The following is a 12494-nucleotide window of genomic DNA, read 5'->3' on the forward strand; positions in this document are numbered from 1 at the left end:
GCCTGGTCAGCAACCGAGGGCGCTGCAAACAATAGCTTTCGCTTTTGGAAATCAAATGATGCAAATGCACCATTCTTGAAACCGTGCGGCCGAGCCCCGCACGCTTCCCCGGAACATGGGATGGGCATGCGGCGGCGGGGCTGGAAGACTCCCCGCATGACCTTCACGGCCGGCGTCCCGCGCGACTTCAGCGACCTCCTGTTGCGGCTGTACCGCCTCTCGCACGAGCTGCCCATCGACGCCTTCCAGGACGCGGCGCTCGACCTGCTCAAGCCCGTGCTGCCCTTCGACTCGTCGATGTGGGGCACCGCCACCCGCACCGACCACGGCATCGACATCCACACGATCCACCTGCACAACCAGCCGGTCGAGATGGTCATGGCCTACGAGCAGGTCAAGCACATGGACACGGCCGCCGTCGAGGTGGCCAGGCGGCCGAAGTCGACGCTCGCCTTCAACGCCGACGCCTGGTTCTGCCGCGACGACCAGGCCGCGCTGCGCGAGCACGGCCGACGCTTCGAGCAGGCCAACTTCTTCATCAGCTCGGACGCGAACCCGCAGACGAACTTCGTGCACTGGCTCAGCCTGTTCCGCGCCGACCCGCAGGCCCACCCGTCGGAGGCCGAGCGGCAGCTGCTCGAGAGCCTCGCGCCGCACGTGATGCAGGCGCTGGCGCTGAACCGCGTGATGCACCTGGACCGCCTCGAGGCGGGCAGCGCGTCGCCCGGCGGCTCGGCCATCGGCGACCTGCGCGGCGTGCTGTACCACGCCGACCGGCTGTTCGAGGCCATGCTGAAGGCCGAGTGGCCGGCCTGGCACGGCCGCACGCTGCCCGATGCGCTGCTGCAGCACTTCCTGCAGGGCCATGCGCGCTTCAACGGCCGCGAGATCGTGGTCACGCACCGCGTCGAGCAGCGCCTGCTGTTCCTCAAGTGCCGCCATCGCTGCCGCGCCGACAGCCTCACGCCGCGCGAGCACACCATCGCCGAGCTGCTGGCGCGCGGCGACACCCACAAGGAAGTGGCCGCCATCCTGAACCGTTCGCCGGCCACGGTGCGCAACCACATCCAGTCGATCTACGACAAGCTGCAGGTGGGCAACGTGGCGGGGCTGATCCACGAGCTGCGGCTGGCGGGCTGACGAGCGCCCTGCCCAAAAGAAAAGGCGCCGATGGCGCCTTTTCTGTTTGAGTCCGCGATGCCTCTACTTCGGCCGGATCGCGTCCGCCGTGCCCTGGATGAAGGCCTTGATGCTCTCGATGTCGTCGCCCGAGAGCTTGCCCGTGAAGTCGGGCATGCCGCGCGACATGGCCGGGCCCTTGAGCACGAACTTGTCGAGGTTCTCGATGTAGGCCGGGTCGAGGTAGCCCAGGTTCGGGATGTTGCCGCCGCGGTCCACGCCCGGCACGCCGTGGCAGAACACGCAGTTGCTCACGTACAGCATGGTGCCGGCCTGGACCTTGGCTGGGTCGTACTTCACGCCCTGCACCAGCTTGGCCATGCGGTACTCGACGAAGGCGGGCATCTTGGCCGTGCCGCCGACCGCGAAGGTGTAGACCGTGCCCGGGCCCTGGCGCTCGGTGGCGCGCTGCGCCAGGCCGTACACGCCGCCCCAGCCCACGGCCACCGACACGTACTGCTTGCCGTCCACCATGTAGGTCGCGGGCGCCGCCACCACGCCGGTGCCGGTGGGCGTTTCCCACAGCTTCTCGCCGGTCTTGGCGTGGTAGGCCACCAGGCGCCCGTCGGCCGTGCCCTGGAACACCAGGCTGCCCGCGGTGGTCAGCGTGCCGCCGTTCCACGGCGAGGCGTAGTCCACGCCCCAGGCTTCCTTCTGCTTGATGGGGTCCCAGGCCACGAGGCGGCCGAAGGGCTTGCTCGTGGGCGGCTCGACGTTGGCGAACTTGCCCAGGTTCCAGCCCAGCGCCGCGTGCGGCCGGCCGGGCGCGTTCTCGTCGAACTTCCAGGCCTTGTCGTCCATCAGGTTGATCGGCACGTGCTGGGCCGGCAGGTAGGCCAGGCCGGTCTGCGGGTTGTAGGACATCGGGTGCCAGTTGTGCGCGCCGAACGGGCCCGGGATGCTGTCGCCCGGCTTCTCGTTCTGGCGCGCGGCGGCGATCTCGATCGGCCGGCCGTTCTTGTCGTAGCCCGTGGCCCAGTTGACCTCGACGAAGTTCTTCGCCGAGATGAACTTGCCGTTGGTGCGGTCGATGACGAAGAAGAAGCCGTTCTTGGGCGCGTGCAGCAGCACCTTGCGCGCCTTGCCGCCCAGCTTGACGTCGGCCAGGATCATCGACTGCGTGGAGGTGTAGTCCCAGTTGTCGCCGGGCGTCTCCTGGTAGTGCCACTTGTACTTGCCGGTATCGGGGTCGAGCGCCACCACCGAGCCCAGGTACAGGTTGTCGCCGCCCTTGGGGCTGCGCGCCTTGGCCGCCCAGGGCGAGCCGTTGCCGGTGCCCACGTACATCAGGTTGAGCTCGGGGTCGAAGGCGAAGCTGTCCCAGGCGGTGCCGCCGCCGCCGGCCTCCCAGTACTTGCCGCTCGGGTCCCAGGTCTTGGCGGCGCGCGCCATCGACTCGTCCTCGAAGGGCTTGCTCGGGTCGCCGGGCACCACGAACCAGCGCCACTTCTGGTCGCCGGTCTTCGCGTCGTAGGCGGTGACGTAGCCGCGCACACCGTACTCGGCGCCGCCGTTGCCGATGATGACCTTGCCCTTGAACACGCGCGGCGCGCCGGTGATGGTGTAGCTGCCCTTCTGGCCGTCGATGGTGTTCTTCTCCCACACCTTCTGGCCGGTGGCGGCGTCCAGTGCGATCAGGCGGCCGTCGTAGGCGGCCACGTAGACGCGGCCCTCGTACAGCGCCACGCCGCGGTTGACCACGTCGCAGCAGCCCTTGAAGCCTTTCGACCTGTCGACCTGCGGATCGAAGGTCCAGATCTTCTGCCCGGTGCGCGTGTCGATCGCATGCACGATGCTCCACGAGGCCGTGACGTACATGATGCCGTCGACCACCAGCGGCGTGGCTTCCACGCCGCGCGTCGATTCCAGGTTGTACGACCAGACCAGCCCGAGCTGCTTCACGTTGCCGGTGTTGACCTGGTCGAGCTTGCTGAAGCGCGACTCGGCGTAGTCGAGCCCGTGGCTGGGCCAGTCGGGCGTCTTCTTCGCCGCGTTGGCGCGCACGAAGTTGCCGTCGACGCGCTTGGCGGCCGCGCCGGCGCGGTCCTGCGGGGTGGCCGCGGTCTGGGCCAGCGCCGGGGCCGCAAGGCCCAGGCACAGCAAGGCGCCCGCAAGCAGGCGCCGCCCGGAAAGAGGCTTTGTTGTCGTCTTCATCGTGGTCTGTCTCCTTCGTCGTTCTGCCCCAAGGATCGTTCGCACGGCGCCAGCCTTCACCCCCGGGATTTCCCCAGTCCAGCCTTGTTCCATTGCGGAACACATTCGAGACGGTCCCTGAATCCAGAAGAGGCGGCGAACCCATGGCGCTCGACAGGCTCGGCACGGCGGATGCGCCGCGCCAACTCTTTGCCAGCACGCCGGCGCAGCGCGTGGCGCTAGCGCGGCAGCAGTTCTTCGAAGAAGGCGTGCGCCCCTCGGGGCTGGTCGGCGAGGCGGTCATCCAGTCGTGGATGCGCTGCAGCCGCACCCACGCCGACCGGCAGCGCGTGGTGTCGTTCGACGCGGTCACGCCCAGCCGGCTGCACACCACGCTCGCGCGCAACCGCGAGCTGCTGGACGTGGCACGGCACGAGCTCGCGCAGATGGAGCACATGCTCGCGGGCACCGACTGCCGCGTGATCCTGACCGACCGCGACGGCGTGGTGGTGCACGTCACGAGCCAGCCCGCCGGCACGCACCAGCCCGTGCTGCGCCAGACCGCGCGCCTGGGCGTGAACATCTCCGAGCGCGTCGTGGGCACCACGGCGCCGGGCATCGTGGCCAGCACCGGGCAGGCCTGTACCGTGGACGGCGCCGAGCACTACTACGACGTGCTGTGCCACATGCAATGCGCCGCGGCGCCGATCCGCGACGTGAGCGGCCGGCTCGCGGGCGTGCTCGACCTCACGGTGGAAGCGCGGCGCTTCGGTTTCGACGCGGCCTCGATGGTCGCGCTGCACGCCACCATCATCGAGAACCGGTTGCTGCAGGCACAGTCGCGCGACCACCTCATCCTGCGCTTCCAGGCCAGCCCCACGCTGCTGGGCACACCGCTCGAGGCGCTCGCGGGCATCGCACCCGACGGCACCATCGCCTGGCTCAACAACGCCGGCGCGCGGCTGCTGGGGCGGTTGCCCGAGGCCCCCGACGACCGCGACGTGGAATGCCTGCTGGGCCACGACCTCGCGAGCCTGCTGCGGCTGGGCCGGCGCGAGGCCGCGCAACCGCTGCGGCTGGCCAGCGGGCTCGGCGTGTGGATGCAGGCGCAGCTCAAGGGCGCGGACGGCGCGGACTTCCGACATGCGGTGGCGATGCCGGAGATGGCGAGCGCGCAGGTCGATGCACCCGTGGCGATCGACGTGCAGGCGGAGCCGCCCTTGGCGCTTGCACCCGTCAGCGAGACGCCGCCCACCGAAACACTGCGCGAGCACAGCCGCAAGCTGATCGAAGACACGCTCGCGGCGCACGGCGGCAACGTGTCGCAGGCGGCGCGGCAGCTGCGCGTGTCGCGCGGCACGCTGTACCGGCGGCTGCGCGGCTGGCGCGACGACGACAGCAGCGCGGTAGCGGACTGACGGCTCAGGCGCCGGCGCGCGCCAATGCACGCGCGCGGCGCGCCTTCGCATCGGGCTGCAGCGGCCGCAGGTAGTCGTGCAGCGCCAACGCCGCTGCCCCCACCGCGGGCGCGAGTGCTTCGTAGCGCGCCGTGCGCAGCTCCGGCGCGGGCATGCCGGCGCGCTCGGCGTGGCCCTTCACGCCTTCGAATGCGGCCTGCGCGAACTCCGGGTGTTCCGCGCAGACCTTGCCCCCGAGCACGATCGCGCGCGGGTTGAAGGTGACCCACAGGTTCTGCAGCAGCACGCCGAAGAAGGCGGCGGCGCGCGCCATGTCCGCGCCCTCGCGCGCCAGCACGCGCGAGCCGAAGAAGGCTTCGGCGCAGCCGCGCCGGCCGCACGAGCACAGCGGCCCGTCCAGCTGCAGGATGGTGTGGCCGATCTCGCCGGCCATGCCTTGCGCGCCGGTGAAGAGGCGGTCGTTCAGCACCACGCCCGCGCCCACGCCGACGTCGCTGTTGACGAAGATCAGCGGGTCTTCGCCCTCGCCCGCCGCGAACTCGTACTCGCCGAGCGCGGCGGCATCGGCGTCGTTCTGCAGCTGCACGGTGACGCCCGGCAGGCCCGCCGCGGCCAGTGCCTTTTCGAGCGCGGGCAGCAGGTTCACGTTGCGCCAGCCGAGGTTGGGCGCGAAGCGGACCACGCCCGTACAGTCGTCCACCGCGCCGGGCACGCACACGCCGATGCTCGACAGGCGCAGGCCGCGCTGGTCGAGGTGCGCGTGCGCCGCCGCCGCCATGCGCGCGAGCTGTGCGCATACGCGGGCGGGCTCACCGTCGTCCAGCGGCTGGGCTTCCGCATGCAGCACCTCGCCCTGCAGCGAGACGCACACGAGGCGCAACGTTTCGACGGCGATCTCCACGCCCATCAGCGCGCGCACGCCGACGTTGATCTGCAGCGGCGTGGACGGCCGCCCGAGCCCGTCGGCCACGGCCGCGCCCGATTCGCTCAACCAGCCCTCGTCGAGCAGCTCGCGCACCAGCAGGCTCACGGTCGACTTGGTGAGCCCGCTTTCGCTCGCAAGGCGCGCACGCGACAAGCCCGGCTGCGCGCGCAGCAACCGCAGCAGCACGCTGCGGTTCAGGCGCTTGAGCAGTTGCTGGTCGCCGATGGTCTTCATGCCGCTGCGGTGGCCGCGGTTGCCGCGTGGTGCGCCTGTTCGCGTCCCTCGGGCCGCTTGCCGGCGATGATCATCCCGAGCACTTCGTCCTCGGTCACGTCGGCCGTGCGGTAAGTGCCCACGAGCTTGCCGTTCTTCATCACCGCGAGCCGGTCGCTCAGCGAGAACACGTCGGGCATGTCGTGCGTGATGAGGAAGATGCCGACGCCGTCGTCCTTCAGCTGCTTGACCAGGCGCCCGACCATCGCCGTCTCTTCGGGACCGAGCGCGGCGCAGGGCTCGTCCATGATGAGGATGCGCGCGTTGAAGTACAGCGCGCGGGAGATCGCCACCACCTGCCGCTGCCCGCCCGACAGGCGCCGCACCGGGATGCGGATGTTGGTGAAGTTCTTGTTCAGGCGCTGGAACACCTTGCGCGCCTGCACTTCCATGAAGTGGTCGTCCAGCGTGTTCCACGCCGTCATCTTCTCGCGGCCCAGAAAGAGATTGGCCACCGAGTCGAGGTTGTCGGCCAGCGCGAGCGTCTGGTAGATGGTCTCGATGCCTTGGGCCTGCGCCTCAGCGGGCGTGCGGATGTGGACCTTCTCGCCCGCGATGAGCGTGTCGCCCGAATCGATCGGGTAGGCGCCCGCGAGCATCTTCATCAGCGTGGACTTGCCCGCGCCGTTGTGGCCCAGGAGCGCCACCACTTCGCCGGGGTAGAGGTTGATGCTCACGCCGTCCACGGCCTTCACGCCGCCGAAGGCCTTGCGGATCTCGCGCAGCTCGACGAGCGGTTGGGTCTTGTCGATGTCGGCCATTTCAGTTCTCCCCGAACTTGCGGCGGTACAGCACGTCGAAGACGACGGCGACGATCAGCACCTGGCCGATGATCACCATGCGCTTGCCGATGGGCACGTCGAGCAGCAGCATGCCGCTGTCCAGCGACTGCATGATCAGCGCGCCCAGCACCGAACCGAAGATCGAGCCGCTGCCGCCCGCCAGCGCCGTGCCGCCGATGACGGCCGCCGCGATCACGTACAGCTCCATGCCCGTGCCCAGCGAGTTGGTGCCCGCGTTGAGCCGCGCGATCGACACGATGGCCGCCACCGTCACCAGCACCGCCAGCAGCGCGAACAGCATCAGCGTGACACGCTGCACCGGAATGCCCACCAGCGCCGCCGCATCGGGGTTGCCGCCCATCGCGAACACGTAGCGCCCGAAGCGCGTGCGGTGCACGATGAACGACAGCACGATCGCCACCGCCGCCCAGATCAGCACCGGAATCGGAATGCCCTGCGGCTCGCTCTTGGACGAGATCTGGTAGCTGTTCATCACCCAGGCGAAGCCGACCACCACCGCCACCGGCACTGCGGTGAGCAGCACGTCGAGCCACAGCGCCTCGGTCGGCATGTCGTAGCGCTGGCGCGCGCGGCGCTTTTGCACCATGCGCCCGAACAGCACCAGCGCCACCAGCCCCGCGAGCACCCAGCTGGCCGTGACGCCGATGCCGCCGTCGTAGCCGCCGCCCAGGCGCTGGAAGAACTCGTCGTTCACCGGCTGCGTCTTGCCGTCGGCCACGAGGAAGGCCGCGCCGCGAAACGACATCAGCCCACCCAGCGTGACCACGAACGACGGCACGCCCAGCACCGCCGTGAGCCAGCCCTGGTAGATCGACACCAGGAGCGCCACCGCGAGCCCCGCGAGGCAGGCCGTGGGCCACGACCAGCCCGAGGTGTACTGCAGGTAGGCGATGAGCACGCCGACGAAGCCCATCACCGAACCCACCGACAGGTCGATGTGGCGCGCCACGATGATCAGCACCATCACCGTGGAGACGATGCCGACCACCGCCGTCTGCTGCGCGACGTTGTAGAGGTTCTCGGGCGAGAGGAACACGCCGCCCGACATGATGCTGAACGCCACCGCCATCGCGGCCAGCAGCACGCACATCAGGAGCAGGCGCAGGTCGATGCCGGTGCGGCACCACCAGCCGGGTGTTGGATCGCTCATTTTTTTCAAGCCCCCTCAGGACGGACTACAGGTGCGCAACCGCCCACCGGCGGGCCCTTGCGGGTCGGCCGGAAGCCATGTTGCGAAGAGATGGAGCGGCGCGTTCAGCCGTTCAGAAAAGGGCCGAACGCGCCGGTGGTTGCGGCGTTACTTGCAGGCCGCGGGCGCGTTCGCGCCCGAGACGCCCTTGCAGAGTTCGTCCTTCTTGATCCAGCCGGCCTTGACGATCACGTCGAGGTTGTCGCGCGTGATCGGCACCGGCGTCAGCAGGCGGGAGGACAGCGAGAGCTTCTTGGCACCGCCGGCCCAGGGCGCGGCCTTCTCGACCGCCTTGCCGGCCGCCAACGAGACCGCGGCCGTGGCGGCTTCGCGGCCGAGCTCGCGCGAGTCCTTCCAGATCGTCGCGGTCTGCGTGCCCAGCGCCACGCGGTTCAGCGCGGCGAAGTCGGCGTCCTGGCCCGACACCGGAATGCCGCGCAGGCCCTTGGCCGTGAGCGCAGCGACCGCGCCGCCGGCCGTGCCGTCGTTGGCCGCCACCACCGCGTCGACCTTGTTGCCGTTCTTGGTGAGGATCTGCTCCATGTTCTTCTGCGCCACCTCGGGCTTCCAGCCTTCGGTGTACTCGTCGCCGACGATCTTGATGTCGCCCTTCTTGATCGCGGCGTCCAGCACTTCCTGCTGGCCGGCGCGCAGGAAGTCGGCGTTCGGGTCGCTCGGCGAGCCCTTGATGATCACGTAGTTGCCCTTGGGCTTGACCTTGAGCACCTCGCGCGCCTCCATGCGCCCGACCTCGACGTTGTCGAAGGTGATGTAGAACACGCCGGGCGCCTCGATCAGCCGGTCGTACGCCACCACCGGCACCTTCTGCCGCGTGGCCTTCGTGACGGCGGGCAGGATCGCGTCCTTGTCCATCGCCAGCACGATCAGCGCCTTCGCGCCCTTGGACATCAGCCCCTCGATGTCGCCCAGCTGCTTCTCGGGCGAACCGCCCGCGTCGGCGCTGATGTACTTCGCGCCGAGTTTTTCCAGCTGCGCCTTGATCGCGGCCTCGTCGGTCTTCCAGCGTTCTTCCTGGAAGTTGGACCAGCTCACGCCGACCACGGTCTGCGCCATCGCGCCCACGGCCGTGAGACCGAACGCCAGGGCGGCCAGGGTGTTTTTCGTTGTCAGTTGCATCGGTGTCTCTCCTCAGAACGGTGGGCCGGGGTAGTTAGTTTGAGTGGCGAACTAACTATCCCATCGGCGGGAGGTTCCGGGCACCCGGGAATTCCCCGAGATGTGGGGGAAGGCACGGATGGGTGATGGGCTTGGCAGTACGAAGAAGGATTGCCTGGGGATGCCGTGAGTTCGTGAGCGGGCATGAAAAAGGCCCCCGAAGGGGCCTGGTGTGTGATTGCGCTTTTCGCGCTGGGCCTGCGGCCAGGGTTACTTCCTTACGCCGTCAGTGCCACCACTTCCGCATCCGTGAGCTTCTGCGGCTGGTAGCGCACCGCGCGGACGTGGAAAAAGGGTTGATTGCTGCCGCCGTAGGACAGGTTTCCAATGCCAAGGTTGGCGAACGGCGGGACCGTTGGCAGGGCAGCCTTGAGGAGTTGGCCGTTGCACGCGAACCGAAGGCCATCGGCGCCATAGCTGAGGGCGACCTTGACCGGGCTCCCAACAGGTGTTCCCTGGAGTCCGACCGAGACCGTGTTCGGCCCGGACGGACCGTTGACAGCGGAGTACGCGTAGGCGAGTGCCGATGCAGTAAACCCGATGCCCACGCGATTTCCGACCGCTGTGCCAATCTCGACAAGATTCCTTGCCGTTGTGTCTCCCTCCTTCGGCCGTCCGAACTCCATGAAGATGGTGCCTTCAGCGGCATTGCACCAGCCCTTCTTTGCATCGACGAGGACGAGATCACCTGCTCTCGTGGTTGCCCCGGAGGTAGCGGCGTCTGCCTGTCGGGTTGTCGTTGCTGAAGTGGCGCCGTCAGCGAGACGCGTCACTGTCGCCGTCGTTGTCGGGATGTAGCTCGACGCGGACGACGCCTGTTCCAGTTGTAAGCCCGTGAACTTGAAAGCCCGGGCGCTGTTGGTGCCGTACTTCCAGATACCCGACACAGTGCTGGGAACGGATGCATCGGTGGTCCGCGTGCCCGTGAGCCGGTACACGCCGCCCCCGACATGCGTCATGGTGCAGGCGGCGGGAGAAATCGGCGCGTTCGCGATGACGAGCGCGAAGTCCGCCGCGCCGCCAGACGCGGGCATGCTGGGCGCTCCGCCGTCATCCATCTTCACGAAACAGGAAATCACGTAGGTGGTCGACGGCGCAAGAACAGGCGACTTGGCGGCATAAGACGCGAACGTGCCGGCTGGCGGCGGCGCAGGGAATGCGATGCCTGTCGTGAACCCCAGCTCGCTCCAGGACGCTGCCGCGCATCCGATCCTGACGGACGCATCCGCAAGCCCATTGCGAAACTCGCTCTCGGTCAACAGGTTGGTGCTGGACACCTCTTGCATGAGCCAGGGTGCGACGGTCAGGTCGGCGGGGTTGTAGGTCATCCGCGCGGCGCCCGCCGCGGCGGTCTTCATCACACCCGTGGCGTCGAAGTAGGTGCCGATGGATGCGCGGCTGGTGAAGGTCTCGGTGCTCGGGATGTAGCTGGTCGCATAGGCACCGGCTTCGAGCTGGGCGCCCCAGATCTGAAAAGCGCCGCTATCGGGACCTGCATCGGTGAATCCGGCATAGCAGGCCATCGCATCACCGACACCGATGCCAGTTGCCTGTGTGTAGGTGCAACGAAACCACCCATTCCCTACGGACCGCATTTCCCACCCGGCCCCTGAGATAGAGGGGGCGGCACCCGACAACGTGCACAGGCCAAAGGTGAAGTTTGTGGACGTCGTACTGTTGCGCAGCAGGAGTGAGATGGGGGCCGTTCGGGAGACATTTCGAACGTAGACGGAATAGGTCAAGACAGTGGAAGTCGCCGCCGGCCCCGTTTGAGCGAAAGGCCCCGTCGGCGCGCCCGACACTTCAACAGCCCGAAGACTTCCATCCGGAGCCAACTTTCCAGACACTCGATAGACGCCGCTCGTTGCCCACGGCGTCAAGTGCATATCGCTGCTTTTTTGCAGGATGTTGGTGCGCTGCTCCTCGACCATCAGCACGGGTGGCAAGATCAGGTTCGACGGCTCGTAGCTGTTGCGCGCAACGCCCGCCGCCGCATAGCGCAGGATGCCTTTCGCGTCGTAGTAGCTGCCGATGGAGCTGCGCGCCGTGACGGCATCGACGCTGGGAATGTAGGAGCTTGCGAACGCGCCAGTTTCAAGCTGCGCACCCCAGATGTAGATACCGGCAACACCGTCGCCCGACCCACTGGTGCCAACAGAAGAACCGGGGTAGATGGCGGCCACAAGCGCGGCAGAAGCATCGCTCGTGAAAACCAATTCGACACGACGCCAGCCATTGCCTGCATCGACAACCCTTTTCGAAACCTCGACAAATCCGCCGCTCGCCACACCTGCGGCTGCCATCGTTGTCAGGTTGAAGGGAATGCTGATGCTGTCAGCAGAAGAGGCGCCTCGCGCATAGATCCAGCCGCTCGAAGAGCCTCCCGCCTTCGCATAGAAGGAGTAAGCGTAGGTGGTCGCTGTTGCAGCCTTGGCAACGGTCTGAACGACGTGGCCGAGGCCTGCGGCGGCGCCGCTGTTCAGAATCAGCTTGCATGCATCCCATCGCCCATTGGGCGCAACAGCGGCTTCCGGCACCGGCGTGGCATTCGATCTCGTCCACGTTGGATATCTATCGAAGCGAGACGAGAACAACAACAGGTTCTGCCGCGGGCTTTCGATCAGCAACCCCTTCGAAGCTTTCGTGATCGGATCGAAATCGAAGCGCGGCGTGGAGCTAGGCTGAATGAGCCCCTGCGAGTTGACGCAGGTGCCGTTTGTGCCACCAGAGTAGGTGAACAGCTCCGTGAAATTCTTGTCGGTGAGCGTGGTGGTCATTGCGTTTCGATGCTGTTGTGGGTGAGGGGCCAGCCCGCGGAGATGTCATAGGCCTCGGTCTCGGCCTCTGTCCGGAGTTGGTCGATGGCGGCGTGGTGCGTGCGCTCGGCACTGAAGCACGCCTGGACATGCAGGCCGATCGCTCGGGCCACACCGCGAAGTTCGTCGATGGTCAGGCGGGTCCATCCGCTGTCGGCCTTGAAGTCGACGGCATCGATGCCGGCGATCTCGGCGTTGACGATCACCGCCGTGATGCGGTCCTGGTCGGGTTTGCCCGTGAGAACACGCGCGCCGTTCTGCAACGTGATGCCGCCGGTTTCGATTTCCCAACGGCGCGCCGTCACGAGTGCGCGCAGATCCTGGCGCCGCTTTTCCGTCGATCGCGGGTCGACCCAGCCGTATTGCGTCCAGTCGAACACATGATGCTGGCTGGGCTTGTCGCCCATCGGAATGGGCTTCAGTGTGGCCACATGGAGGTAGTGCCCTTGCGGCACCGTCTGCCCCAGCAAGACGCTTTCGTGCGTCTCCCGGGCTTGCATCAAGCAATCCTCGTTGGTGGGCGCGGAGCCGCTCGCAAGCACGCGACCCGATGTGTTGTCGTAGACCGTGTAAACAGGCATC

9 protein-coding genes are annotated in these 12494 nt (G+C 67.6%); 2 read left to right on the forward strand and 7 right to left on the reverse strand.

Translation table 11 applies throughout. From position 1 onward, the window contains the following. The first annotated feature begins 156 nt into the window (after positions 1–156). Positions 157–1140, forward strand: a complete 984-nt coding sequence (locus AC3WQM_RS28660; RefSeq protein ID WP_492683404.1) for a helix-turn-helix transcriptional regulator — start codon at positions 157–159, stop codon at positions 1138–1140. Between the two features lie 63 nt (positions 1141–1203). Here AC3WQM_RS28660 and AC3WQM_RS28665 read toward each other — a convergent pair whose 3' ends face one another. Then, the gene (locus AC3WQM_RS28665; protein WP_492683405.1) at positions 1204–3333 is read right to left on the reverse strand and encodes a PQQ-dependent dehydrogenase, methanol/ethanol family; all 2130 of its coding nucleotides are present in this window, start codon (positions 3331–3333) and stop codon (positions 1204–1206) included. A gap of 143 nt (positions 3334–3476) precedes the next feature. On the opposite strand from AC3WQM_RS28665, the gene AC3WQM_RS28670 reads away from it, so the two are divergent. After that, on the forward strand, positions 3477–4730 hold the full coding sequence (locus AC3WQM_RS28670; protein ID WP_492683406.1) for a helix-turn-helix domain-containing protein: 1254 nt from the start codon (positions 3477–3479) through the stop codon (positions 4728–4730). A gap of 4 nt (positions 4731–4734) precedes the next feature. Here the strand turns inward: AC3WQM_RS28670 and AC3WQM_RS28675 are convergent, their stop codons facing one another. The 6 genes from AC3WQM_RS28675 to AC3WQM_RS28700 all read right to left on the reverse strand — a co-directional run bounded on the left by AC3WQM_RS28675 (position 4735) and on the right by AC3WQM_RS28700 (position 12493). Then, positions 4735–5889, reverse strand: a complete 1155-nt coding sequence (locus AC3WQM_RS28675) for an ROK family transcriptional regulator (protein WP_492683407.1) — start codon at positions 5887–5889, stop codon at positions 4735–4737. Then, the gene (locus AC3WQM_RS28680; RefSeq protein ID WP_492683408.1) at positions 5886–6689 is read right to left on the reverse strand and encodes an ATP-binding cassette domain-containing protein; all 804 of its coding nucleotides are present in this window, start codon (positions 6687–6689) and stop codon (positions 5886–5888) included. The genes AC3WQM_RS28675 and AC3WQM_RS28680 overlap by 4 nt, the downstream gene beginning before the upstream one ends. Before the next feature lies 1 nt (position 6690). Beyond that, the gene (locus AC3WQM_RS28685) at positions 6691–7881 is read right to left on the reverse strand and encodes a sugar ABC transporter permease (protein WP_492683409.1); all 1191 of its coding nucleotides are present in this window, start codon (positions 7879–7881) and stop codon (positions 6691–6693) included. A 147-nt stretch (positions 7882–8028) separates the two neighbouring features. Then, the gene (xylF, locus tag AC3WQM_RS28690) at positions 8029–9051 is read right to left on the reverse strand and encodes a D-xylose ABC transporter substrate-binding protein (RefSeq protein ID WP_492683438.1); all 1023 of its coding nucleotides are present in this window, start codon (positions 9049–9051) and stop codon (positions 8029–8031) included. Positions 9052–9314: 263 nt separating this feature from the next. Continuing rightward, a complete protein-coding gene (locus AC3WQM_RS28695; RefSeq protein ID WP_492683410.1) occupies positions 9315–11873 on the reverse strand; it encodes a phage head spike fiber domain-containing protein in 2559 nt (852 codons plus the stop codon). Further along, positions 11870–12493, reverse strand: a complete 624-nt coding sequence (locus tag AC3WQM_RS28700) for a DUF4376 domain-containing protein (RefSeq protein WP_492683411.1) — start codon at positions 12491–12493, stop codon at positions 11870–11872. The genes AC3WQM_RS28695 and AC3WQM_RS28700 overlap by 4 nt, the downstream gene beginning before the upstream one ends. Position 12494: the final 1 nt, after the last annotated feature.

The organism is Variovorax sp. FW301-JW7 (assembly GCF_058788795.1).

Bases quoted from the DNA above. Each gene is read 5' to 3' on its own strand.
- AC3WQM_RS28695 (WP_492683410.1), bottom strand. From the start codon at position 11,873: ATGACCACCACGCTCACCGACAAGAATTTCACGGAGCTGTTCACCTAC.
- AC3WQM_RS28680 (WP_492683408.1), bottom strand. From the start codon at position 6,689: ATGGCCGACATCGACAAGACCCAACCGCTCGTCGAGCTGCGCGAGATC.
- AC3WQM_RS28670 (WP_492683406.1), top strand. From the start codon at position 3,477: ATGGCGCTCGACAGGCTCGGCACGGCGGATGCGCCGCGCCAACTCTTT.
- AC3WQM_RS28685 (WP_492683409.1), bottom strand. From the start codon at position 7,881: ATGAGCGATCCAACACCCGGCTGGTGGTGCCGCACCGGCATCGACCTG.
- AC3WQM_RS28675 (WP_492683407.1), bottom strand. From the start codon at position 5,889: ATGAAGACCATCGGCGACCAGCAACTGCTCAAGCGCCTGAACCGCAGC.
- AC3WQM_RS28665 (WP_492683405.1), bottom strand. From the start codon at position 3,333: ATGAAGACGACAACAAAGCCTCTTTCCGGGCGGCGCCTGCTTGCGGGC.
- AC3WQM_RS28660 (WP_492683404.1), top strand. From the start codon at position 157: ATGACCTTCACGGCCGGCGTCCCGCGCGACTTCAGCGACCTCCTGTTG.
- AC3WQM_RS28700 (WP_492683411.1), bottom strand. From the start codon at position 12,493: ATGCCTGTTTACACGGTCTACGACAACACATCGGGTCGCGTGCTTGCG.